Here is a 24333-nt window from a genome sequence, read left to right on the forward strand (position 1 = left end):
CGCAGACTCGCGGACATGAAGGAGCGGCCATGACGGACGACCTCCCGGCCGTGCGGTGTACTGGCCTGCGGTACGCGTTCGGCGACAACGTCGCGGTGGACGGGGTCGATCTCACCGTCCGGCCCGGTGAGGTGTTCGGCCTGCTCGGCCCGAACGGCGCCGGCAAGACCACCACGATCCGGCTGATCACCACGCTGCTGCGGGCGCCGTCCGGGGTGGTTCAGGTGTTCGGCGTGGACGTGGCACGGCACCGGATGGCGGTCCGCCGGATGGTCGGTTACGTGCCGCAGCAGCTCTCCGCCGACTCAGCGCTGACCGGTCGGGAGAACGTCGCGCTGTTCGCCCGGTTGTTCGACGTGCCGCGCGGCCAGCGGCGGGTGCGGGTGGACGAGTCGCTGGCCATGGTCGGCCTGGGCGATGCGGCCGACCGGCTGGCGGGCACCTACTCCGGCGGCATGATCCGCCGCCTGGAGCTGGCCCAGGCGTTGGTCAACGCGCCGCGACTGCTGATCCTGGACGAGCCGACCATCGGGCTGGACCCGGTGGCCAGGGCGAGCGTCTGGCGGCGGATCGGCGAGGTCCGCGAGCAGACCGGGATGACCGTGCTGGTCACCACGCACTACATGGACGAGGCCGACCAGTTCTGCGACCGCATCGCGCTGATGCACCGCGGCCGGCTGCGCGCGCTGGGCACGCCCGCCGAACTCAAGGCGAACCTCGGCCGGGAGTCCACTTTGGACGACGTCTTCCGCGTGATCACCGGAGACGACCTCGAATCGGGGGGAGGGATCAGGGATGTCCGCGCCGCCCGCCGCACGGCCCGCCGTCTCGGCTGAGAACGCGCCGAACCCGGTCCGCCAGTTGGCGTCCCGGGTGGGCACGATGTGCCTGGTCGAGTTGCAGAAGCTGCGGCACGACCGCACCGAACTGGTGACCAGGGCGATCCAGCCCGCGCTGTGGTTGCTGGTGTTCGGCGAAACCTTCACCCGCATCCGGGCTATCCCGACCGGGTCGACCCCGTACCTGGACTACCTCGCGCCGGGCATCCTGGCGCAGTCCGCGCTATTCGTGGCGATCTTCTTCGGCATCCAGATCATCTGGGAGCGGGACGCCGGCGTGCTGGCCAAGCTGCTGGTCACACCCACGCCGCGGGCCGCTCTGGTCACCGGCAAGGCGTTCGCCGCCGGGGTGCGCGCACTCGCCCAGGCGGTGATCGTGCTGGTGCTGGCCGCGCTGCTCGGCGTCGCGCTGACCGCGAACCCGCTGAAGCTGCTGGGTGTGGCGGCCGCACTGGTGCTCGGCTCGGCTTTCTTCTGTTGCCTGTCGATCACGATTGCCGGACTGGTGTTGAGCCGGGAACGGTTGATGGGTATCGGTCAGGCGATCACCATGCCGCTGTTCTTCGCGTCCAACGCTCTCTATCCGGTCGACATCATGCCGACCTGGTTGCGTGTGCTGAACCACGTGAATCCGTTGAGTTACGAGGTGGACGCGGTGCGCGGCCTGCTGATCGGCACCCCGAGCCGGTTGGCGCTGGACTTCGGTGTCCTGGTACTGGCCGCCGTGGTGGCGATCGCGGTGGCTTCTGCTCTGCTCGGCCGGCTGACCAGATAACCAGGCGTGGTCGCGCGGCGTCACGGAATCGAGTCGGACTCACCAATCATGATGAAATTCGGCTCGCGGACTCGTGGTCGGCCTAAAGTGATCGCGTGGTTGCGGTGGACTACTACGACCTCCTCGGGGTCAAGCGCGGCGCCAGCACCGACGAGATCAAAAAGGCATACCGCAGCAAGGCGCGCAAACTACATCCCGACCGCGGCGGCGATGCGGCGTGGTTCAGCCTGCTCAGCGAGGCGTACCAGACGCTCGCCGATCCCGGCCGCCGGGCCACCTACGACCGCCGGGAATCCGTGCGCAGCAGGATCGAGCGGTCGGTGCCGGAGAAGGCCGAGTCCGCGCGACCCAAGGCGCCCACCGGTCCGCGGGTGCCCGACCTGGACGCCGCGCAGATCCCGTGGCGGCGCCGGGTCGATCCGGACACCGAGGTGGCCTGGACGCCACCGTTCGACCACGACCGGCGGCCGCTCTCCATCGCCGGAGCGATCTGGGGCGCGCTCTGGCTGGTCGGCACGGTGGGCAGCGTCACCGGCGCGATCAACGCGTCCATCCCCGGAATCGCGGACGCGGCCGTGCTGCTGGTGATGGTCGTTCCCGGGCTGCACGTCGTGCTCTGCATGACCGGTCGCTGGCTGGCCCCGCTGGGCTGGATGTCCTACGGGCTGGCGCTGCTGCTCGGCGTCGGCGGCATTGGCCTGATGGTCACCGGGCACATGATCACCGGGTTACTCCTGCTGATGTTCGGCGCCGGCATCCCGGTCGTCGCGGTGTTCGCGCTGCGGGACGCCAGGGCGCGCGTGGCCGACCGCATGTTCACCCCGGAGATCCGGGCCCGACGGGTGTTCGGCAGGCCGGCGCCGGCGCGGATCTTCGGTGCGTCCGTGCGCCACCCGCACGAGGCGCGGCGGGAGTTGGCCGTGCGGCTCACCGCCGACCTGCTGGCGCGCTACGTCACCGACATCCCCTCGGCCCGGGTGTTCCACCAGGTGACCTGGCCGGGTACCGAGTTCCCCGAGGTGGACCACGCCGTGCTGTGCGGGCACCGGCTGGTGCTGATCGACTCGATGATCTGGCCCGGCGGCAGGTACACCGTCGACCGGCAGGGCTACATCCAGCGGGACGGGAAGTCCTTCGGTGGCGGCGCGCTGGTGCTGGGCGAGGCCGCCCGCGCCTTCCAACTCCTGCTGCCCCGGCTGGAGGTGCGCGGCGTGGTGCTGGTCTGGCCGGAGACCTCCGACGCCGCTGCGTCGAGCACCTGGGAGGGCACGGACGTCGCGGTGACCGGCGCCGAGGGGTTCGTCCGCGAGGTCGGCGACTGGCTCGCTGGCCAGCCCACCACCGTGGACCGCAACGTGCTGGCCGTGTTGCTGACCTGACAGCACCGGGCCCGGCTCGGCCGCTTGCTCAGCTTGCCGGGCTCGGTCAGTGCGCGGCTTGCTCAGCGCAACGGCGCGCGGTCGATCGGGCAGGACATGCAGCGTGGCCCACCGCGGCCGGAGCCCAACTCGGAGCCGGAGATGCGCAGCACCTCGATGCCCGCCTCCTCGAGGCGTTTGTTGGTCTCCACATTGCGCTCGTAGGCGACCAGCACCCCGGGTGCGATTGCCAGGGTGTTGTTGCCGTCGTCCCACTGCTCCCGCTCGGCGGTCACCGGGTCCAGGCCGGTCTCGATCGCGCGGAGCCGTTCGATGCCCATCGCCTCCGCCGCCGCGGCCAGGAACGGCACAGGGCCGGAGACCGCGACGCCGTCGGACCCGTTGGGCCGCAACGGGTAGGCGGACAGGCTGTCGCGCACCGCCGGGTACATCACCATCGCGTCCCGGTCCACCATGGTGCACACGGTGTCCAGGTGCATGGTGGCGCGTGCCTGCGCGATCGGCACCGCGAGCACGGTGTGCGCCAGGCCGTCGGCGAACACCGAGCGGGCGAAGGACTCCGCCCCGGCTGGCGTGGTGCGTTCACCGACGCCGACGGCGAGCACGCCCGGGGCCAGCAGTAGCACGTCGCCGCCCTCCAGCGGCGCCGAGTGCGCCCCGTAGGCGCGACCGGTGCGGCGGAACCGCGGGTGATAGGCGTAGACCAGGTCGGTCAGCGCGGTCTCCCGGCTGCGCGCCGGCATGGCCAGCGAGGTGATCGCCACCCGGTCGCCCACCCATACCGACGAGTCGCGGGTGAACAGCAGGTTGGGCAACGGTTCCAGGGCGAAGTCGTGCGGGTGGTGCATCTTCCGCACCAGCGAGGCGCCCTCGGCGGCGGGCAGTTCCTCGAAGGTCAGGCCGGCCGTCAGCATGCCGGCAAGTTCCTCGGGGCCGGCGCTGGAGAGGTAGGAGCGGACCGCGTCGGCGAGGTCGATGCCGAGTCGCCGCTCGTCCACCGCGGAGTGAATCCCGGCGGCCCGGGCTCGCCCGTCGGACAGCGCGGTGACCAGCAGATCGGCCAGCAGCAGCACCTCGACGCCGCGGGCCCGCATCAATTCGGCGAAGGCGTCGTGCTCCTCCTGGGCGCGGTCCACCCACGGGATGCCGTCGAAGAGCAATTGGTCGTTGTTCCGCGGGGTGAGTCGCTTCAGTTCGGCGCCCGGCCGGTGCAGCAGCACGGTGCGCAACGGGCCAACTTCGCTGTCCACCCGGGGAGCCGGACCCTGCTCGGCGATCAACTCCTCGGCAGCCGTTGATTGCGCGGTCACGCCATGCAGGGTAGCGGCTGCGGCGGTGGATGGCTGCACCCAACCGCCAACGTACGAGCGAGATCCTCGAATATCGCGGTTTAGAAGAGCTGATCGTTAACCAGGACGCCTCTTCCTAGGGTGAATCGTTGCGTCCGCGGTCCGGTACGGTGGGGCGACGCCGTGCTCCTGGGGGCGAGATCCGGCCACTTCGGAAACCTGGGGTCAGACGTGATAGCCGTCACATTGGATTTCAGGGCAGCCACCGGACGTGGCCGTGCAGCACGGTGTAGCCGACGAAGGCCACCACGTCGAGGAGTGCATGCGCGACGACCAGCGCCCACAGCCGGTTGGTGCGCTGCCACGCCCGGCCGAACACCAGCCCCATCACGACGTTGCCGAGAAAGCCGCCGAAGCCCTGGTAGAGGTGGTACGAGCCGCGCAGTACGGCGGAGGCCAGCAGCGAACGGTTCTCCCGCCAGCCGAACTGGCGGAGCCGGGTGATCAGGTAGCCGACCACCAGGGCTTCCTCCGCCCACGCGTTCCCGATGGCGGCGAGGACGAGCACCGGAGCCCGCCACCAGGTGTCGGTCAGCGTGGACGGCAGCACGGTGAGATTCAGCCCGAGCGCGCGGGCGAGCAGGTAGAAGCCGAGTCCTGGAATGCCGATCAGCGCGGCCAGACCGACGCCCTTCGCGAGGTCACCCGCCGGATGCCGGCGGTCCAGCCCGATCTCCCGGGCGCGGGTGCCGGTGCGCCACAGCAGGTACACGCCGAGGGCGCCCCAGGCGGCGAGTTGCAGCACGTTCGCGAGTTGGAGCAGCAGGTCGATCAGGTGTGCGGCGGCCTGCGGAACGTTCAGTGCCACCGACTGCCGGTTCAGCGGCCCGGGCTTGAGGAGCGAGTCCAGCAGGGACAGCAGGCTGCGCAGCGCCGACAGCCCGAGCGTGATGCTGAAGACGATCAGCAGTTCCCAGGTGGCGGCTCGACGCTGCTCTGCCTCGTCGATGGTCACGATCCCGGCCGGACGTTCCGGCAGCACCCAGTCGCGCAGCGCCACGCCCGCACGCTACCCGCCCACCGCGCCGCGGTTCCGGCGACCGGTCGACCGACGAGGGACGGCGGCGGTCGGCAGCAACCACCCACCCCACCGCAGCCCGCGGCCGAAAACCAGTGGGGCTACCTCGGTAATCGCTCGCCAGTTCGGCTACCGCCCTGATCCTCGGGTGGCGGCGAGGAACGGGCAGCCGACGAGGCGGCGTAGCTCGGCGGCCAACTCGCCGGCGGTGGAAACCGGGCGGGAGAACGCGATCCGCACGTCGTGATCGGCGTCAGCCGCCTCCACCCGCAGCCGGAGACCGAAGCGGTCCAGGCCGAGCGGCCGCACATGGCCACCCCGCAACCGCTCCGGCAGGTGCCGCGTGAGCAACCCGACCACGTCACGGTGGGACAGTTCCAGGTGCCGCAGCCAGCCGTCCTCGTCCCGGCAGAACGGGTCGGGCCGGGCGGCGGCGAACTGGGCGATCTGCACCGAACTGGTGCCCTCCGCGTCGGCCAGCACCAGCGAGGCGGGTACCAGCCGGAGCACGGCGACACCGTGGCCGACGTCGAGCAGCCGAGGGTCGGCGCGCTCCTCCGCGATGGCAAGCGCCTCCGCCCGCGCCGCCGTCTCGTCCAGCACGTGCAGCCAGCCCGCGATCCACAGCAGGCCCCGCACCGGTTCGCGCAGCGCGACCGGCGCGGGGTCGGCGATCTCCAGGACGGCGGTCAGGTCTCCGCGCGGCAGTTGCCACGCGGTGGCCACCAGGGCGTGGTCGTCCGGCAGCAGCAGTGCCGCCGAGCCGTCCGGCTGCACGTGGTGCAGCAACGGCGTCAGCCGCATCGAATCGTCGGCGCAGGGAATCAGTGTGGCCCGGCCGCCGCGCATGGCGATGGTCCGCGCGCGTTCGGCCGGGTCCGGCGCCGGGGGGCGGCGACTGGCAGACACTGGCACCTCCAACTTAGGTAACCCTAAGCGGAGTGGGTCGCGCGGGGAAGAGCCCGATCGGGCGGCTGGCGATCCCCGCGGCTTCACTGAGTGACGATTGTCACTCCCCGAACGGTCGACGGTCGCGACCCCGGCGGATTCAGCCGGGTCAACTCCAGTCCGGTCCGCGACGTGCCCAGGTCCAGGCGTAGCGCGGGTCCTCGCAGGCCTGGCCGGCCTCGCCGATGGAAAGCGGCCGGAAGGTGTCCACCATGACCGCGGTCTCGTCGAAGTACTCCACGCCGAGCGCCGCCTCCACCGCACCGGGCTGCGGCCCGTGCGTGCAGCCGGAGGGGTGCAGCGACATCGACCCGATGCCGATGCCCGAGCCCTTGCGCGCCTCGTAGTTGCCGCCCACATAGAACATCAACTCGTCGGAGTCCACGTTGGCGTGGTTGTAGGGCACCGGGATGGCCTGCGGGTGGTAGTCGACCTTTCTCGGGCAGAACGAGCAGACCACGAAGTTCGGTCCCTCGAAGGTCTGGTGCACCGGCGGCGGCTGGTGCACCCGCCCGGTGATCGGCTCGAAGTCGCGGATGTTGAACACCCACGGGTACAGGCAACCGTCCCAACCCACCACGTCGAAGGGATGGTGCGCATAGGTGTAGCGGGTGACGCCCGCGCGGTGCCGGACCAGCACGTCGACGTCCTCGCCGTCCACCACCAGCGGCTCGGTTGGCCCGCGCACGTCCCGCTCGCAGTACGGCGCGTGTTCCAGGAACTGCCCCCTGGCCGACAGGTACCGCTTCGGGGGGCCGATGTGCCCGGACGCCTCCAGCACGAGCACCCGCAACGGCTCCCCGCCTTCCCCGGGCACCACCCGGTAGGTGCAGGACGTGGGCACGACCAGGTAGTCGCCCGCGCTGACGCGCAGCACCCCGTAGATCGTCTCCACCACGCCGGACCCGGTCTGCACGTACAGCAACTCGTCACCGGTGGCGTTGCGGTACAGCGGGCTGGGCCGGTTCGCGGCGACGAAGCAGATCCGCACGTCGGCGTTGCCGAACAGCAGCCGCCGGCCGGTGACGGCGTCCACCTCACCCGGCGCCTCCCACTTCAGTTCCTGGGTGCGGAAGTGTCTCGGCTTGAGCGGCAGGTTGGGTGTGGTCTCCCGGGAATCGTCCGGCACGGCCTCGGCGTTCACGATGGCCGTGGGCAGGTGCCGGTGGTACAGCAGGGCGGAGTCGGAGGCGAAGCCCTCCGCGCCCATCAGTTCCTCGGCGTACAGCCCCCCGTCGGGCCGGCGGAACTGCGTATGCCGTTTTCGGGGTATTTGTCCTATCTGGCGATAGTACGGCATAGCCCCTCCCGGTGTTCGTTCTGCGAACGTCTTTGTTCGCTTCTGAGTCACCGTTAGCGTGTCATCCGTGTCAAGCGCTGCAGAACTCCGCTCGCTCGGTCCCGGAGGCACTCCACCCCTGCTCGCGCGGCTGGTCGACGACGCCGCTCTGTTCCCCCCGAGCGACGTGACCATGGCCGACGCGGTACGCGTCCACCTCGACGAGCGCGCCGGCGAACGGGCCGGCGTGATGGGTCTCTTCCTCTGCCCGGCGTCCCGGCTGCCCGAGCTGATCACCGAGCTGATCAAGCTCAAGCCGGTGAAGCCGGTGGCGCTGTCACTGGTGATCGACACCGGCCTGGGCGGAGTGCCCAAATCGGTGTCCATTGTGGAGTCCCGCAGCGAGTTGCTGGCGCTGCGCATGGTCGAGATGCCGGCACCCTCCGACGTGGACGAGGTCTGGTTGGAGCGGGTGTCGGAGTTCGTGCCCGAGGACGTCATCCGCGTCGTCGAGCCGCGCCGGGGCGGCCCGGACTGGCTGGACGGCGTCCGCCGGGTCGCCGAGCACGGTAGCTGGCCCAAACTGCGCTGCGGCGGCCTGAACTCGCAGGCGTACCCGACCGTGGACGACGTCGCCGACTTCCTGTCCGTGCTCGCCGGCAGCGGAGTGTCCTTCAAGGCCACCACCGGCCTGGACGGCGCGGTGCGGTGCACCGACGACCGGACCGGCATCACCCGGCACGGCTTCCTGAACCTGCTGGTGGCCACCGGCCGGGCGCTCTCCGGCGGCGACGTGCGCGCCGCACTGTCCAGTACGGACGGCCCGGCGCTGGCCGCCGAGGCCAAGTCCTTCTCGGACGCCGCCGCGCACGCCGTGCGCGGGGTGTTCGCCTCGTACGGCTCCCGCTCGATCGCCGAGCCCGTCGCCGACCTGGAACGGCTGGGCCTGCTGTGAGTTGGATCGACGACCCGGAGTTCCGTGCCGACCGGCCGTTCGGCCCGCAGACCCTGCCGTACGGGGTGATCGACACGGAAGGCGGCCGGCAGGTCGCGGTGCGGGTGGGGGACCACGCGCTGCCGTTGCGGCCGCTGGCAGACGCGCTCGGCGAGCGGGTCGGCCCGCTGGTCGCCGCGGACTCGCTGGACCCACTGCTGGCCGCCGGCCGGGTGGCCTGGCAGGAACTGCGGGTCCGGCTGGGGGAGGCGGTGCGCTCGGCGTCCGCGCCGCGGGGCGCCAGTCTGCTGCCCCTGGCCGAGGTGCGGCCGGTGCTGCCCTTCACCGTGGCCGACTACGTCGACTTCTACGCCTCCCGGCACCACGCGGAGAACGTCGCCCGCATCCTCCGCCCGGACGCGGAGCCGCTGCTGCCGAACTGGACCCACCTGCCGGTCGGCTACCACGGCAGGGCCGGCACCGTGGTGGTCTCCGGTACGGACGTCGTCCGGCCCAGCGGCCAGCGCCGGAGCACCGGCGGCCCGGTGTTCGGCCCGACCGAGCGGCTGGACATCGAGGCAGAGGTGGGATTCGTCTGCGGCGGCCCGGTCGCCTCCCGCGTGCCCACCTCGGCGGTCACCGAGCACGTCTTCGGCGTCGCGCTGGTCAACGACTGGTCGGCGCGGGACATCCAGGCCTGGGAGTACCAGCCGCTCGGCCCCTTCCTGGGCAAGTCCTTCGCCACCTCGATCGCCGCGTGGATCACGCCGCTGGAGGCGCTGACCGTGGCCAGGGTGACGCCGCCGCTGCCGGACCACCCGCTGCTGGAGTACCTCCTCGAGTCCGGGCCGTGGGGCCTGGACCTCTCCCTGGAGGTGCGCTGGAACGGCACGCTGGTGGCCACCCCGCCGTTCGCCACGATGTCGTGGACGTGTGCCCAGCAACTGGCCCACCTGACGTCGAACGGGGCAACGGTGCGGCCCGGCGACCTGTTCGCCTCCGGCACGGTGTCCGGGCCCGAGCGGCGGCAGCGTGGTTCGTTCCTGGAGCTGAGCTGGGGCGGCCGGGAACCGGTCACCCTGGACGACGGTACGCGGCGCACCTTTCTCGAGGACGGTGACACGGTGATGATCACGGCAACGGCGCCGGGCGACGGCGGTTCGCTCGTCGGCCTGGCCGAGGTGACCGGGACGGTGCTGGCCGGACCCGCGGATCAACGGGAGCAGCGGTGACCGGCCTGGCCAGACCCGGGTCGGCGGCTCGGGGCGGCGGGTCGACCAAGGAGAGTTCGCTGACCCTGGAGCGCGGGCTGGCGTTGCTGCAGGCGGTGGCCGACGCCGAGGCGGAGGCGCCGAGCATCAGCGAGCTGGCCGCCGCGATCGGGGCCAGCCGGGCCGCCGTGTACCGGCTGCTGGTGCCGTTGCAGGCGCGCGGCCTGGTGCGCCGGGAGGGCTCCCGCGTGCGGCTGGGCCTTGGCGTGCTCAGCCTGGCCGCCAAGGTGCTGCCGCAACTTCGATTCGCCGCGCTCCCCGCGCTGCGCGCGCTGGCCGAGCAGGTGGGTGCCACCGCGCACCTCACCGTCGCGGACGGCAACGAGGCGCAGGCGGTCGCCGTGGTGGAACCGTCCTGGACCGCGTACCACGTGGCCTACCGGGTCGGCACCCGGCATGCGCTCAATCGCGGCGCCGCCGGGCGGGCGATCGGCCTGCCCGCGGACGGCCCGCCGTGGGTGGTGACTTCCGGCGAACTTCAGGCGGGCGCGCACGGGGTGGCCGCCCCGGTGCGCGGCGTGCCCGGAATCCGGGCCAGCGTGGGCGTGGTGGCCATGGAGCCGCTGGACGTCGACGCGGTCGGCCCCAGGGTGGTGCAGGCCGCCGCCGTGGTCGCCGACGCGCTGCGTTGACCCACCGCTGCAGAACGCATCACCGCGGTCACTTCCGCGGATTGCGTTCTTCGTCACGCGATCCCCTGCCATTCCCGTGACCGAGTCCGCCGAACCCGTTCTGACTTGGGCTTTTGGTGTCGTGGGAAGGTGACGCAGCGCACGGGACCTAGGTCCCGTGCGCAAAGAGGACCGTTGTATCTGATCTGGTGTTCTCCGGCCGATCTAGCGTCGATCGGGAAAGGCACCCGCCGCCGCGGCGGGTGCCGGCGTGAGTGAGGTGCAACGGCCGTGGACGTGCTGGACATCGCCCGGTGGCAGTTCGGGATCACCACCGTCTACCACTTCCTGATGGTGCCGCTCACCATCGGCCTTTCCGTCCTCGTCGCGGTCATGCAGACCGCGTGGTTCCGCACCGGCAAGCCCCACTACCTGGCGATGACCAAGTTCTGGGGCAAGTTGATGCTGATCAACTTCGCCATGGGCGTGGTGACCGGCATCGTGCAGGAGTTCCAGTTCGGCATGGCCTGGAGCGCGTACTCCCGGTTCGTCGGCGACGTGTTCGGCGCGCCGCTGGCGATGGAGGGCCTGGTCGCGTTCTTCGTCGAGTCCACCTTCCTCGGCCTGTGGATCTTCGGCTGGGACCGGCTGCCCAGGGCCGCGCATCTGGCCTGCATCTGGGCGGCCGCGCTGGCCACCAACGTCTCCGCGTTCTTCATCCTGGCGGCGAACTCGTGGATGCAGCATCCGGTGGGGATCGCCTTCGTCGACGGCCGGCCCCGGCTCACCTCCATCTGGGCGGTGCTGACCAACCCGACCGTGCTGGCCACCCTGCCGCACACGCTGGCTGGTTCGTTCGCCGTGGCCGGCACCTTCCTGGTCGGCGTCGCCGCCTGGCACCTGGCCCGCAAGCACCGCGACACCCCGAAGGACCACCCGGACCGGACGGTGTGGCGGGCTTCGCTGCGGCTGGGCGCCTGGGTGGGCCTCGCCGCGTTCGCCGCCGTCGCGGTCAGCGGCGACGTGCAGGGCAAGCTGATGTTCCAGCAGCAGCCGATGAAGATGGCGTCGGCCGAGGCGCTGTGCAACACCGAGTCGCCCGCCTCTTTCTCGATCTTCGCGGTGGGCGACGTGGCCCGCCGGGACTGCGAGAGCGTGAAGAGCGTCACCGTGCCGGCGCTGCTCTCCTTCCTCGCGCACGGCGACTTCTCCACCGAGGTCAAGGGCGTCAACCAGCTCATCGGCGAATACCAGGCGAAGTACGGCACCACCTACCCGAACGACCCGGCGCTCGGCTCGCTGGCCGGCAAACCGATCAACTACGTGCCCTCGCTGCCGGTGACCTACTGGGGCTTCCGGCTGATGATCGGCTTCGGCGGGATCGCCGCGCTGGCGGCCGCGCTGGCGCTGTGGCTGACCCGCCGGGACCGGGTGCCCCGGGGGAGGTGGTTCCACCGTGCCGCGCTCGCCGCCATCGCCACCCCGTTCCTGGCCAACAGCTTCGGCTGGATCTTCACCGAGATGGGCCGGCAGCCGTTCGTCGTGGTGCCCAACCCGAATCCATCTGGTGTGGACGGCGTGTGGCTGTACACCGCGCAGGCCGTCTCGCGCGGCGTCTCCGCCGGCGAGATGCTCACCTCGGTGATCGTGCTGACCGCGCTGTACGCCGCGCTCGCCGCGGTCGAGGGCTTCCTGCTGGTCCGCTACGCCCGGGCCGGCGTACCCGGGGTGATGCCGGAGTACGGGGCCGCGCCGTCCCCGGCCGGCGAGGACAAACCCGCCGAAGACGTCCTGGCCTTCGCCTACTAGCGCCCGCCGGTCCGCGGCCCGCACCGAGGAGTCCACAGTGGACCTTGCGACATTCTGGTTCTGCGTCATCGCCCTGCTCTGGCTGGGCTACCTGTTCCTGGAGGGGTTCGACTTCGGGGTTGGCATGCTGCTCCCGGTGCTCAGCCGTACCAACGAGGAGCGGCGGGTGCTGGTCAACACCATCGGGCCGGTGTGGGACGGCAACGAGGTGTGGCTGATCGTCGCCGGCGGCGCCACCTTCGCCGCGTTCCCCGGCTGGTACGCGTCCCTGTTCAGCGCGGCATACCTGCCGCTGCTGCTGGTGCTGGTCGCGCTGATCCTGCGCGGGGTGGCCTTCGAGTACCGCGGCAAGGTGGACACCGACCGGTGGCGGCGCAACTGGGACCGGGCGATCGTGTTCGGCTCCTGGGTGCCGGCGCTGGGCGTGGGCGCGCTGCTGGCCACCAACGTGGTCGGCATGCCGCTGGACGCCCAGGGCAACCGGGTCGGCTCGGCGCTGGCCATCATCCGGCCGGAGACCGCGCTCGGCGCGCTGGCGGTGGCCGGGTTCTCGCTGCTGCACGGCGCCCTGTTCCTCAGCCTGAAGACCGACGGCGACGTGCGGCGACGGGCCGCCCGCCTGGCCATGCGGATCGGCCCGGTCGCGCTGCTGCCGCTGGCCGCCCTGCTGGCCGTGGTGCAACTGCGGCACGGCAGCGCGCCCACCGCGGTCGCCGCCGGGCTGGCCGCGCTGGCCGCCGTGGGGGCCCTGGTGGTGCTCGCGTCCGGGCGGGCCGGCCGGGCGTTCGCCCTGCTCGGCGCGGCACTCGCCGCGTCGGTGATCTCGCTGTTCGGCGCGCTGTACCCGGACGTGCTGCCGTCCACGCTGAACCCGGCGTACTCGCTGACCGTGCACGGCACCGCGTCCAGCCCGTACACCCTCACCGTGATGACCTGGGTGGCCGCCTTCGGCACCCCGGCCGTGCTGGTCTACCAGGGCTGGACGTACTGGGTGTTCCGGAAGCGGATCGGAACCAACCACATTCCCCCGGTGCACGTCCCATGAACGGGCCGCCTGCTGCTCCGCGAGTCGGCCCGCCCGCGATCGCGCCGGCAGGGCGCGGATCACGGGGTCCGCTCGGCGCGCTGCCCCGGCTGTCCGGTTCCGCGCGCCGGGCCCTGTACGGCTGCGGGCTGCTGGCCGCGCTGAATGCCGTCGCTCTTGCCGTGCAGGCATGGGCGATCTCGTCCGCGCTGGCGGACGTGGTCGGGCACCGCTCCGGGCTGTCCACAGTGGCCGATCGCGCGGGGGTGCTGGCGGTCGCCGTGGTCGCCCGGGCGGTGCTCGGCTGGGCCATCGAGTCGGTGGCCGCCCGGGCCGCCGCGGGCGCGAAGGAGGAACTCCGCGCCCGGCTGCTGGACCGGGCGCTCACGCTCGGCCCAGAGTGGATCGACGCTCGCGGCCCGGCCGAGTTGACCGTGCTGGCCACCCGCGGGCTGGACGCGCTGGACGCGTACTTCACCCGGTACCTGCCGGCGCTGGTCACCGCGGCGGTGGTGCCGCCGCTGGTCGGCGGCTACATCCTGCTCGCCGACCCCACGTCGGCGATGCTGATCGCGATCACGGTGCCGCTGATCCCGGTGTTCGCCGTCCTCATCGGCCGCCACACCGAGCAGCGCGCCGCCCGGGCCGCCGACGCCACCGCGCGGCTGTCCGGGCACCTGCTGGAACTCGTCCGGGCGCTGCCCGTGCTCACCGCGTTCCGCCGCGCCGAGGCCCAGGCGGAGGCCGTGCGCCGGGTCGGCGAGCAGCACCGCAGGACCACGCTCGGCACCCTGCGGGTGGCGTTCCTGTCCGCGTTCGTGCTGGAACTGGTGGCCACCCTGTCGGTGGCGCTGGTCGCGGTGGACATCGGCATGCGGCTGGTCGGCGGGCACCTGGGCCTGGCCACCGGACTGCTGGTGCTGGTGCTGGCGCCGGAGTGCTACCTGCCGCTGCGCGCGGCCGGGGCGGCGCACCACGCCAGCGAGGACGGCATGGAGGCGGTGCGCCGGGTGGCCGAGGTGCTGGACGAACCCGTGCCGGCGGGCGCGGGGGGTGCCGCGCCCGGCCCCGGCGAGCTTCGGGTGGACGGCCTGCGGGTGGCCCGCCGGGACGGCTACGCCCCGGACGGGCTGTCACTGCGGGTGCGGCCCGGTGAGATCACCCGGCTGGACACGCCCAGCGGGACCGGCAAGTCCACCACTCTGGGCGTGCTGCTCGGCTTCGTCACTCCGGCATCCGGGCGGATCACCGTCGGCGGGACCGACTTGTCCACAGTAGACGGTGCTGCCTGGCGGGCGCGAACCGCCTGGATCCCGCAGCGACCGGCCTTCGCGGGCGGCACGGTGGCCGGCGAGCTGGCGCTGGCGGTCACCGACCAGCCGGGCGGGCCGGCCACCCGGGACGAGCTGCGCGAGGTAGCCGGCGAGGCGGCCGCCGAGCACCTGCTGGACCGGCCGGTGGGCGAGCTGTCCACTGGCGAGCGGCAGCGGGTCGCGGTGGCCAGGGGGCTGCTGCGGTTGCGCCGCGGCGCCTGGCTGCTGCTCGCCGACGAACCCACCGCGCACCTCGACCCGGCCAGCGCCGCGCGGGTCACCGCCGCGCTGCACCGGGCCGCGGACCGCGGCGCCGCGGTGCTCCTGGTCAGCCACCGGCTCGCCGACCCGGACCCGTCGCCGAGCCCAGCCGCCCCGGTGCTCACCGCCGCGACACCGACCACCACACCGAGCCGGGCCGCGCTGCGCCGGCTGGTGGACCGGCGGTTGCTGGGCGCCGCCGTGCTCGGCGCGGCCGCGCTGGGCTGCGGCGTGGCGCTCACCGCCACGTCCGCGTGGCTGATCGCCAAGGCGTCCCAGCAGCCGCCGATCCTCACCCTGTCCGTCGCTGTGGTCGCGGTGCGCACCTTCGGCCTGGCCAGGGGCGCGCTGCGGTACGCGGAGCGGCTGGTGTCGCACGACGCCGCGTTCCGGCTGGCCGGGGCGCTGCGGGTGCGGCTGTGGCGGGCGCTGGTCGCGCTCGGGCCGGCGCGCACCGCCGGGCTGCGCCGCGCCGACGGCCTGCAGCGGCTCGTGGACGACACCGGCACGGTGCGCGATCTGGTGCCGCGCGTGCTGCTGCCGCCGCTGGTCGCCGGCCTGGTCGCCACCGGCGCGGTGGCGGTACAGGCGGCCGTGCTCCCCGCCGCCGGGCTCGCCCTGGCCGCCGCGCTGCTGGTGGCCGGGCTGGGAGCGCCGGCCGTCGCGGTGCTCGCCGAGCGCCGGGCAAGCCACGCGCTCGCCGCCGGCCGCCGGGGAGTGACCACCGCCGTGCTGGGCCTGCTGGACGCCGCCGCCGACCTGATCGCCTGCGGGGCGCATCGCCCGCGCCGCGTCGAGCTGGCCAGCCGGGACGCCGAGCTGGCCGGCCGCGCCCGCCGGCAGGCGTTCGGCGCGGGCGCGGCCACCGCCGTGGTCACCGCCGCGACCGGGCTGGCCGCGCTGGCCGGGGTGGTGCTGGCCGCCGCCGCGGTCGCCGCCGGCCGGCTGGACCCGGTGCTGGCCCCGCTGCTCGGGCTGCTGCCGCTGGCCCTGGCCGAGACGCTGGCCCTGCTGCCGCCCGCCGCCCAGCAACTCGGCGTGCTGCACGCCACCGCCGGCCGGCTGGACGAGGTGCTGCACGCCGAGACGGGTCCACCGATCCGTCCGGACGCCGCCGCCGAGGTGTGCCTGGACGGCGTGGCCGCCCGCTGGCCGGGTGCCGCCGCACCCACGCTGCGGGATGTGTCGCTGCACCTGCCGGCCGGTTCGCTGGTCGCGGTGACGGGCCCCTCCGGAGCCGGCAAGTCCACCCTGCTCGCCCTGCTGCTCGGCTTCCTCGTCCCGGAACGCGGCCGGGCCGACCTGCCGGACGCGGTGGCGTGGTGCCCGCAGGAACCGCAGCTGGTGTCCACCACGGTGCGGGAGAACCTGCGGCTGGGCGACCCGCACGCGGACGACGAGCGGCTGCGCCGGGCACTGCGGGACGCCGGGCTGCCCGGCTGGACCGACCGGCTGGACGTGCGGCTGGGCACCGGGGGAGCGGCCATCTCCGGTGGCGAGGCGCAGCGGCTGGCGCTGGCCAGGGCGCTGCTGGCGGCCGAGCACGCCGACCTGGTGCTGCTCGACGAGCCCACCGCGCACCTGGACGAGCCCACCGCCCGCGCGCTGCTGGACCGGTTGCGCACGGTGCTCGCCGGCCGGACCGTGGTGCACGTGACGCACCGCCCGGAGGAGGCCGCCGGCGCCGACCTGGTGATCGACCTGCGCGCCGCCTGTGAGCCTCATTCAGAACCGGCCCAGCGACCACGGGCCGCCAGGCCCGTGCGAGCGGCCGGTGTGGTGAGGGCCGGGTAGACCGCACGTGCCGCTGAATGACGCGAACTTCTGAATAGGCCAGTGCGCGTCTGTCGCACCCGGAACCGGTGGGTGCATAACCTGAACCTGACCATGGAACCGAACCTGGCTTCGCGGGTACTCGCCGCGTCGACCGAGATCACCACCGCGGCGCTCGCCGGGGACGACCCGGACGCGGTGCTGCCGCTGGTCGTCCGCAGGGCCGCCGAGCTGGCCGAGGCCGACCTGGGGCTGGCGATGGTGCGCGCCGACGACGGCCGGCTCACCGTGGAGGCCGCGCACGGTCGGGTCGCCGGGCCCGGCGAGGATCCGGTCGGCACCGTGCTCTCCGCCCGGTCCACCGCCGCCCGGGTGGCGCGCGGCGCGGTGCCGTTCGTGGTGGACGACTTCACCGCGGACCCGAGGACCGCGCCCTACGTGCCCCGGGCGCTGCGCGGCTACGGCCCGTTCGCGGTGACCCCCTTCGGCACCCGGGAACGCAAGCTCGGCGCGCTCGCGGTGTACCGGCGCAAGGGCGCGGCGCCGTTCGCCCCGGTCGCGGTGGACGTGCTGGCCTCGTTCGCGGCGCATGCTGGGCTGGCGCTGGTGCTCGCCGAGGGCTCCACCGCCCGCCAGCGCATCGCCGTCTACCAGGAGCGCGAGCGGATCGCCCGCGACCTGCACGACGTGATCGTGCAGCGGCTGTACGCCTCCGGGGTGCGGCTCGACGTGCTGTCCCGGAAGCTGGCCGACCGGCTCGACCCGGCCGAGCGGGACCGGCTCACCGACGCGGTGGACCAGCTCGACCGGACCATCGCCGAGGTGCGGGCCACGGTGCGCGCGTTGCGCAGCGCCGACCCGTACCAGCCGGCCAAGGTTCCCGACCTGCTCGACTCGGTGCGGGCCGAGGTACACACCGCCGGTGAGCTGCTCGGCTTCCCACCCCGGCTGGAGATCGAGGGCGATCCGGCGGACGTGCCGGTCGCGGTGGCCGACCACGCCAGGGCGGCGCTGCGCGAGGCACTGTCCAACGTGGTGCGGCACTCCGGTGCGCACACGGTGCTCGTGCGGCTCTCCCGGGACGCCGGCACGCTGCGACTTTCGGTCAGCGACGACGGGTGCGGCATCCCGCCCGGGGTGACCCGGCGCGGCCTGCGGCACCTGGAGGAGCGGGCGGCCGCCGCGGGCGGGCACTGCGAGGTGGTGTCCTCCGCGCGCAGCGGCACCACGGTGAGCTGGACCGCGCCGGTCCCGTCCTAGCGGCGGGCCCGAGCTCGCGACGTGCGGGGCCCGCCGGCCGCCGAGGACATCACCGCGGGCGAGTGCGGCGAGCCACCCAGGCGACCAGCTGCGTGCGCCGCTCCATGCCGAGCTTGGCCAGCACCGAGGTGACGTAGTTCTTCACCGTCTTCTCGGCGAGGAACAGCCGCTCGGCGATCTGCCGGTTGGTCATCCCCTCGCCGACCAGGTCCAGCACCCGGCGCTCCTGGTCGGTCAGCGTGGCCAACTCGTCCGGCCGCTCGCCCCGCCGCATCCGGTCCAGCACCCGGGCGGTGGTCAGCGGGTCGAGCAGTGAGCGGCCCTCGGCGACCTCACGTACCGCGTGCACCAGATCGTGCCCGCGCACCTGCTTGAGCAGGTACCCGGACGCGCCCGCCCTGATCGCGCCGACCAGCGCCTCCTCGTCGTCGAACGCGGTGAGCACCAGGCAGCGCGGACCGCCCGAGCCGGCGCCCAGTGTGCGGCACAGCGCCACCCCGTCACCGTCCGGCAGCTTGAGGTCGATCACCGCGACGTCCGGGTGGTGCGCCCCGGCCATGGCCACGGCTTCGGCGACGCCGCCGGCCTCGGCCACCACCTCGATGCCGTCCTCGGAGTCGAGCAGGTCGCGCAGACCCCGGCGGACCACCTCGTGATCGTCGACGAGCAGCACTCGCACCGCCACGCGTCCACAGTACGTTCCTGGTCGGACGCGGAGTTGTCCACAGCCGTCCCGGGGACTGTCCCCAGGTTGTCCACAGGTGTCAGCCGTTCGAGGTGGTGATCTCGCTGAACGCCTCGTCCCAGGCGGCGACCACCTGCCGGGCGCAGGTACGCGGGGAGATCCCGCCGACCCCCGTGCCGAGCCCGGGCATGGCGATGGTGCGCACCACCTCACGGACCGGGCTGCCCTCGTCCAGCCGCCCGTGCAGCCACAGCCGGAACACGGCGCGCGCCGCGAGGTAGGGGTGCACGCTGTCGGCCGGCAGCCGCTCGCCCGGCTCCCGCATGGTCGGCGCGCTGATCAGCCAGAACGGTGCCACCTCGCCGGTGGGCACGATCACCGCCTCGCCGACCGGGAGCTCGCCGCCGTGGTAGGCGAGCACCGCGCTGCGCACGTTCTGCTGCACGGCCGGGAAGGCTCGCGCGTACATGGCGTCGATCCCGCCGCGCATCCAGCCGTGCGAGTTCGCCGGACTGACCACCGCGTCCGCGCCGATGTCCAGCACGGACCCGTGATGCACGACAATGCCGTCGCGCCCCTCCGCCTCGGCGAGCCACGCCTCGGCAAGGGCGTTGTCGACCGCGCACAGCACCAACCGCAGCGATCGTCCCGGAGCGTCCGTCACACCCTCCGAATCGGCCGTCACGGCTCAAGCATTGCAGGAGAGCCGTCCTACATGTCACCCGGCCGGCTACCGGCCATTTGAGTGATCTCCGCCTCAGCAACAATCACTCTGTGCGGTCGTTAGGGTGTCAACGTGCCGCGCATCGCCTACTTCGGACCGCAGGGAACGTTCACGGAGCAGGCGGCCCGCGCGCTCGCCCATCCTGATCGCGACGAACTGGTGGCGGCCGACACGGTGTCGGCCGCCGTGGCCGCGGTGCGCACCGGCGAGGCGGACGCGGCGTGCGTGCCGGTGGAGAACTCGGTCGAGGGCGCGGTGCCCGCCACCATGGACGCGCTGGCCACCGGGGAACCGGTGGTGGCGGTGGCCGAGACGGTGCTGCCGGTGCGGTTCAGCGTGCTGGTCCGACCGGGGACCCGGCCGGCCGAGATACGCACGGTGACCAGCCATCCGCACGCGTTGGCCCAGGTGCACGACTGGCTGGCCACCCACCTGCCGCACGCCGCGACGGTCGCCGCGACGTCCACCGCCGCCGCGGCGGTGGCGGTACGCCGGGGCGAGTACGACGCGGCGGTGACCGCGCCGGTCGCGGTCGAGCACTACCCGCTGGACGTGCTGGCCACCAACATCGCCGACGTCGCCGACGCGGCCACCCGGTTCCTGCTGGTCCGCCGCCCCGGGTCGCTGCCGGAACCCACCGGGTCGGACCGCACCTCGATCGTGGCGGTGACCCCCGACCGGGTCGGCGCGCTCGCCGAGATGCTCGCCGAGTTGGCGCTGCGCGGGATCAACCTGACCCGGATCGAGTCGCGGCCGACCAAGGAGCGGCTGGGCGAGTACCGGTTCTTCCTCGACCTGATCGGCCACGTCGCCGAGGAGCGGGTGGGGGACGCGCTGGCCGCGCTGCGCCGCCGCTGCCTGCACGTCCGCTTCCTGGGTTCGTATCCCACCGCGGAACGGATCAGCACCGCCGTGCCCGCATACGCGGTGGACACGGAGTTCCGGCAGGCCGCAGAGTGGCTCACCGCGGTCCGCCACGGCGAGACCGGATGACCCGTACGAGCGGAGGGAGCGTCGATGAGCACGTTGCGGCTGCACCTGGTACGTCACGGCCAGACGCCGTCCAACGTGCACATGGCGCTGGACTCCAAGCCGCCGGGCCCGCCGCTGACCGAGGAGGGCCGGAGGCAGGCCGCCGAACTGGCCGCGGCGCTGGCCACCGAGCCGGTGGTCGCGGTGTACGCCAGCACGGCGGTGCGCGCGCAGCAGACGGCCGCCCCGGTAGCGGAGGCGCACGGTCTTCCGGTGCGCGTGGTCGAGGGCGTGCACGAGGTGTTCGTCGGCGACCTGGAGGGCCGCAACGACCGGCCCGCCCTGGAGCGGTTCTTCGCGGTCTACGCCGCGTGGGCGGACGGCGACCTGGACGTGTCGATGCCGGGCGGCGAGACCGGCCGCCAGGTGCTCGACCGGTTCGTCGCCGTGGTGGCACGCATCCGTGCCGAGCACCCGGATGGCGCCGTGGTGCTGGTCAGCCACGGCGCCGCGGTCCGGCTGGTCGCCCACCAGTTGGCCAACGTCGCGGCGGAGCTCACCAAGCACGCCCTGGTACCCAACACCGGCCAGGTGGTGCTGGAGGCCGACCACGCCTCGCCGACCGGCTGGCGCTGCCTGGAGTGGACCGGCGTCCACCTGGCTTGATCAGGCCCAGCCGAGTTCGTGCAGCCGGGCATCGTCGATGCCGAAGTGGTGCGCGACCTCGTGCACCACGGTGACCGCCACCTCGTCGACGACCTCCTCCTCCGAGGAGCACATGGCCAGGATGGGCTCGGCGTAGATGGTGATCCGGTCCGGCAGCACGCCGGCGTAGCTGGAGGTGCGCTCGGTCAGCGCGATGCCGTGGTACAGCCCGAGCAGGCCGGGGTCGTCCGGGTCGCAGTCCTCGACCAGTACCACGACGTTGTCCATCGCGCTGGCCAGCTCGGGGGGAAGCAGGTCGAGGGCCTCGCCGACGAGTTCCTCGAACCGCGCGCGGGACATCTGCACCGGCACCGTCTCAGCCTCCCTGCCGGGGCGGCTGCTGCTCCTGCGGCGCGCCCTGCGGCGCCTCCTGCGGCGGAGCGGCCTGCAGCGGCGCCTTAGCCCGGATGCTGCCGGTCACCGGGGCCAGCCCGCTGTTGTCCGGCAGTTTCTGCCCGACCTTGCAGTCGGTGCGGTGCGAGCCGGCGTTCCAGCTTTCCTGCCGGCGGTTGTCCCAGGCGACGATGAGGTTCCGCGCGCCGAGGTCGGCGTGGCCGGAGTAGTCGGCGGCGAGCTTGCCGCACAGGCCGGCCAGCGCCTCGTCCTGCTTGCCCTCCGGCGGGAAGCCGTTCGGGAACTGGGTACCGAGGTCGATCACACCGACGATCTCGAAGGAGTGCGGTTGGGCGCAGTTCACCGGGTCGCCGACGCCCTTGTTCACGATGCCCAGGCAGCTACCGGGTTCGTGCACGTCGGACTGGTCACCCTCGGCCACCCGCCCGGTGGTGAAGAGCAGCCGGCCGGACGGTGCGGCGTTCTGCAGGCCGCAGTGCAGCGTACGCACGCCCCGGCGCCACTGGTCCTCGCTGGGCTTGAGCGCGCCGACGCCGAACCTGCCGAACGGGTCGAGGCGGCCGCCCAGGTACTTCCTGGTCGGCTCGGTGCAGGTCTGCTGGGTGAGCTGCGGCCAGGCCGCCGGGTCGGGGAACGCCGCCCCCTGCGGGTACCTCGCCGCGATGTCCACGGCCGCGCTGACCTCGAACAGGTGACGATCCGCACAGTTCACCGCCGCCATGTCCGAGCCGTCCGGTTTGGACCAGGTCAGGCAGGTTCCGGGGGCGGCGTTGAACACGGCGGTGGACGCGGCGTGGCTGAAGCCGAGCCCGCCGCCGCCCCGCACCGGCCAGGAGAGCAGCGTGCTCGACGCGAGCAGCGCGAAGGCGCCGACCAGTGCTCCCGCCATGACCACGCGGGTGCTCCGGGTGCGACCCGGACGAGGGAACCGATCGGCGCTTGCGGACATCTCCTCCATGATGCCGCTCCTTGCCGTTGACGCTGGTGTGACGGGCAGAATGAGCGGTGGAGTTGCCACGACCAGGCGAAGCCACGGCACGGGCAGCCGACCAGTGTGACGTGGCGGGAGATGGAGCCATTTCGCCCACCGAATGGGCGATCCTTGGATACGGTGCCCGCCGGGAGGGCCCATGAGCGAGAACAGCAGGGTGGACGGCACCGCGGCCGGCCGCCCCACAGACGGTGCCACGTCCGGCGCAGCAGAGCCGGCCACATCGGCGCAGCATGCTGAGCCACCCCCGGAGACGAAACCGCTGGACCTGGGTGCGGCCGCCGACGAAGGCGCCGCGGGCTCGGGCGGCGAGCGGGCGGCGCCCGAGGAGCCCACGGTGCGCGGCACGATGCGCTTCCAGGATCCGGAGTCCGCCACGCCCCGCCCGCCGACCGTCGCGGAGCAGCGCGCCCGGGCCCGCGCCGAGCAGGAGGAGCGGGAACGCGAGGAGGCGGAGCAGGCCGAGGCGGAGCGGAAGCGGCGGCGGAAGAAGCGGCTGCTCATCGGCGGCGGGGTGACCGTGGGCGTCGCCGCCCTGGTGGCCGCCGGCTACGCGCTGGCCAGCCCCGAGGAGGTCAGCGCGACCTGCGTCGACCAGAACAACGTCGCGGTGCCGGAAGAGGACTGCGACCAGAACTATGTGGCCTCACACGGCGGTTACAACTCGGGCGGGATCTTCTTCCTGCCCGGCTTCGGCCAGTACCGCTACTACTACGGCCCATCCCCGTTCCACGTCGGCCAGACGGTCAGCGGCGGCACGTTCACCAAGCCGGACAACGCCACCATCAGGACCGGGTCGGGCAAGACCATCCAGCGCGGCGGCTTCGGCATCAAGGGCTTCAGCGGCAAGAGCGGAGGCGGCAGCTAGTGCGCCGGGAAATCTCCCGGCCGCGGCCGGACTGGCGGCAGAAGATCGCCGAGCAGGGCCTCGTCTTCGGTTCGCCGTCCAGCCTGCCGAATGGCGCGCCGCGGCCCTACTGGGACGAGTCCGCGCACTACGTCCTGGACATGGACGAGGTGCTGGCCATCGAGGCGGACGTCGAACTGCTGCACTCGATGTGCCTGGATGCGGTGGACAATGTGATCACCACGGAGCGTTACCGCGAGTTCGGCATCCCGGAGTGGGTGTGGCCGCACATCGCCGAGTCGTGGCGCCGCCGCGACCCGCACGTCTACGGCCGTTTCGACCTGCGCTACGACGGCTCCGGCCCGGCCAAGCTGCTGGAGTACAACGCGGACACCCCGACCGCGCTGCTGGAGGCGTCGGTGGTGCAGTGGCACTGGAAGACCGAGCTGTTCCCGGACGACGACCAGTGGAACTCCATCCACGAGAAGCTGGTCGAGCGGTGGAAGGAGATCACCGGGCTGCTGCCCTCCGGCGACACCCACTTCACCTGGTCCACCGCGGACGCCACCGGCGAGGACCATGTCACCGTCGCCTACCTGCAGGAGACCGCCGCCGAGGCGGGGATGAACACGGTCGGCCTGGCCATCGAGGAGATCGGCTGGGACCCGCTGCTCAAGCGGTTCGTCGACCTGGAAGAGGCGCCGATGTCCACGGTGGTCAAGCTCTACCCGTGGGAGTGGATGGTCGAGGAGGAGTTCGGCCGCTACGCGGTGGAGGGCCTGCCCGGCACGCTGTGGATCGAGCCGCTGTGGAAGATGCTGCTGTCCAACAAGGCGATGCTCGCCGTGCTGTGGGAGATGTATCCCGGCCACCCCAACCTGCTGCCCGCCTTCGTGGACCAGCCCGGGCTGCTCACCGAGTACGTGCGCAAGCCCAAGCTCGGCCGGGAGGGCGCGAACATCGAGATCGTCGCGCCCGGGTACGAGACCGCCACCGGCGGCGTGTACGGCAGGGAGGGCTACGTCTACCAGGCGTTCGACCCGCTGCCCGACTTCGACGGCCTGCGCCCGTGCCTGGGCGCGTGGATCGTCGGCGACGCGGCCGCCGGCCTGGGCATCCGGGAGACCGTCGGCCTGGTCACCGACAACGGCTCCGCGTTCGTCCCGCATCGCATCCCGGAGTCCTGACCGGCCGAAAACGGCTGGTCCGAAC

General features: G+C 72.8%; 22 protein-coding genes. 14 read left to right on the forward strand and 8 right to left on the reverse strand.

The genetic code is table 11. The features are described from left to right. The first annotated feature begins 29 nt into the window (after positions 1–29). From FFT21_RS13895 to FFT21_RS29775, 3 genes are all read left to right on the forward strand, one after another. Complete coding sequence (locus FFT21_RS13895) at positions 30–836, forward strand: ABC transporter ATP-binding protein (RefSeq protein WP_137814263.1); 807 nt, start codon at positions 30–32, stop codon at positions 834–836. Continuing rightward, positions 796–1614 carry an ABC transporter permease gene (locus FFT21_RS13900; protein ID WP_137814264.1) on the forward strand — a complete coding sequence of 273 codons (819 nt, stop codon included), beginning with the start codon at positions 796–798 and terminating at the stop codon, positions 1612–1614. The genes FFT21_RS13895 and FFT21_RS13900 overlap by 41 nt, the downstream gene beginning before the upstream one ends. 95 nt (positions 1615–1709) lie before the next feature. Next, entirely contained in the window at positions 1710–2993 is a 1284-nt protein-coding gene (locus FFT21_RS29775) for a J domain-containing protein (RefSeq protein ID WP_225978396.1), read from the forward strand. A gap of 62 nt (positions 2994–3055) precedes the next feature. Here the strand turns inward: FFT21_RS29775 and FFT21_RS13910 are convergent, their stop codons facing one another. From FFT21_RS13910 to FFT21_RS13925, 4 genes are all read right to left on the reverse strand, one after another. Beyond that, positions 3056–4243, reverse strand: a complete 1188-nt coding sequence (locus FFT21_RS13910; protein WP_192909535.1) for an arginine deiminase — start codon at positions 4241–4243, stop codon at positions 3056–3058. Positions 4244–4535: 292 nt separating this feature from the next. Further along, entirely contained in the window at positions 4536–5336 is an 801-nt protein-coding gene (locus FFT21_RS13915) for a CPBP family intramembrane glutamic endopeptidase (protein WP_225978402.1), read from the reverse strand. 153 nt (positions 5337–5489) lie between these two features. Further along, positions 5490–6269 carry a DUF2470 domain-containing protein gene (locus FFT21_RS13920; protein ID WP_371856796.1) on the reverse strand — a complete coding sequence of 260 codons (780 nt, stop codon included), beginning with the start codon at positions 6267–6269 and terminating at the stop codon, positions 5490–5492. Positions 6270–6417: 148 nt separating this feature from the next. Beyond that, positions 6418–7608 carry a homogentisate 1,2-dioxygenase gene (locus FFT21_RS13925; protein ID WP_137814267.1) on the reverse strand — a complete coding sequence of 397 codons (1191 nt, stop codon included), beginning with the start codon at positions 7606–7608 and terminating at the stop codon, positions 6418–6420. Positions 7609–7675: 67 nt separating this feature from the next. On the opposite strand from FFT21_RS13925, the gene FFT21_RS13930 reads away from it, so the two are divergent. The 7 genes from FFT21_RS13930 to FFT21_RS13960 all read left to right on the forward strand — a co-directional run bounded on the left by FFT21_RS13930 (position 7676) and on the right by FFT21_RS13960 (position 17843). After that, complete coding sequence (locus FFT21_RS13930) at positions 7676–8542, forward strand: hypothetical protein (RefSeq protein ID WP_137814268.1); 867 nt, start codon at positions 7676–7678, stop codon at positions 8540–8542. Then, on the forward strand, positions 8539–9753 hold the full coding sequence (locus FFT21_RS13935; protein ID WP_137814269.1) for a fumarylacetoacetate hydrolase family protein: 1215 nt from the start codon (positions 8539–8541) through the stop codon (positions 9751–9753). Before FFT21_RS13930 ends, FFT21_RS13935 begins: the two co-directional genes overlap by 4 nt. Then, positions 9750–10424, forward strand: coding sequence for a helix-turn-helix domain-containing protein (locus FFT21_RS13940; RefSeq protein WP_137814270.1), 675 nt, complete (start codon positions 9750–9752; stop codon positions 10422–10424). The genes FFT21_RS13935 and FFT21_RS13940 overlap by 4 nt, the downstream gene beginning before the upstream one ends. Before the next feature lie 270 nt (positions 10425–10694). Continuing rightward, positions 10695–12212 (forward strand): cytochrome ubiquinol oxidase subunit I, encoded by a 1518-nt coding sequence (locus FFT21_RS13945; protein ID WP_137814271.1) that lies wholly within the window; start codon positions 10695–10697, stop codon positions 12210–12212. 37 nt (positions 12213–12249) lie between these two features. After that, complete coding sequence (cydB, locus tag FFT21_RS13950; RefSeq protein WP_137814272.1) at positions 12250–13257, forward strand: cytochrome d ubiquinol oxidase subunit II; 1008 nt, start codon at positions 12250–12252, stop codon at positions 13255–13257. Beyond that, a complete protein-coding gene (gene cydD / locus FFT21_RS13955) occupies positions 13254–16604 on the forward strand; it encodes a thiol reductant ABC exporter subunit CydD (protein ID WP_137814273.1) in 3351 nt (1116 codons plus the stop codon). Before cydB ends, cydD begins: the two co-directional genes overlap by 4 nt. Before the next feature lie 93 nt (positions 16605–16697). Beyond that, positions 16698–17843: a GAF domain-containing sensor histidine kinase gene (locus FFT21_RS13960; protein ID WP_137814274.1), complete on the forward strand. Its 1146-nt coding sequence runs from the start codon at positions 16698–16700 to the stop codon at positions 17841–17843. A 49-nt stretch (positions 17844–17892) separates the two neighbouring features. Here the strand turns inward: FFT21_RS13960 and FFT21_RS13965 are convergent, their stop codons facing one another. After that, positions 17893–18528, reverse strand: a complete 636-nt coding sequence (locus FFT21_RS13965; RefSeq protein ID WP_192909530.1) for a response regulator — start codon at positions 18526–18528, stop codon at positions 17893–17895. 79 nt (positions 18529–18607) lie between these two features. Next, a complete protein-coding gene (locus FFT21_RS13970; RefSeq protein WP_137814275.1) occupies positions 18608–19213 on the reverse strand; it encodes a macro domain-containing protein in 606 nt (201 codons plus the stop codon). Between the two features lie 111 nt (positions 19214–19324). On the opposite strand from FFT21_RS13970, the gene pheA reads away from it, so the two are divergent. Further along, positions 19325–20245, forward strand: coding sequence for a prephenate dehydratase (gene pheA / locus FFT21_RS13975; RefSeq protein WP_137814276.1), 921 nt, complete (start codon positions 19325–19327; stop codon positions 20243–20245). 33 nt (positions 20246–20278) lie between these two features. Next, positions 20279–20890, forward strand: coding sequence for a histidine phosphatase family protein (locus FFT21_RS13980; RefSeq protein WP_137814326.1), 612 nt, complete (start codon positions 20279–20281; stop codon positions 20888–20890). On the opposite strand, the gene FFT21_RS13985 is transcribed toward FFT21_RS13980, so the two are convergent. Both FFT21_RS13985 and FFT21_RS13990 read right to left on the reverse strand, forming a co-directional pair. Next, positions 20891–21241, reverse strand: a complete 351-nt coding sequence (locus tag FFT21_RS13985; protein ID WP_137814277.1) for a metallopeptidase family protein — start codon at positions 21239–21241, stop codon at positions 20891–20893. Between the two features lie 4 nt (positions 21242–21245). Further along, positions 21246–22172 (reverse strand): septum formation family protein, encoded by a 927-nt coding sequence (locus FFT21_RS13990; protein WP_225978397.1) that lies wholly within the window; start codon positions 22170–22172, stop codon positions 21246–21248. Positions 22173–22413: 241 nt separating this feature from the next. Between FFT21_RS13990 and FFT21_RS13995 the strand changes: the two genes are divergently transcribed. Together FFT21_RS13995 and FFT21_RS14000 are read left to right on the forward strand one after the other, a co-directional pair. Beyond that, on the forward strand, positions 22414–23142 hold the full coding sequence (locus FFT21_RS13995) for a hypothetical protein (RefSeq protein WP_307722934.1): 729 nt from the start codon (positions 22414–22416) through the stop codon (positions 23140–23142). Beyond that, positions 23142–24308 carry a glutathionylspermidine synthase family protein gene (locus FFT21_RS14000; protein WP_137814279.1) on the forward strand — a complete coding sequence of 389 codons (1167 nt, stop codon included), beginning with the start codon at positions 23142–23144 and terminating at the stop codon, positions 24306–24308. Before FFT21_RS13995 ends, FFT21_RS14000 begins: the two co-directional genes overlap by 1 nt. Positions 24309–24333: the final 25 nt, after the last annotated feature.

The sequence above is a fragment of the Gandjariella thermophila genome (assembly GCF_005405885.1).
GTDB lineage: Bacteria > Actinomycetota > Actinomycetes > Mycobacteriales > Pseudonocardiaceae > Gandjariella > Gandjariella thermophila.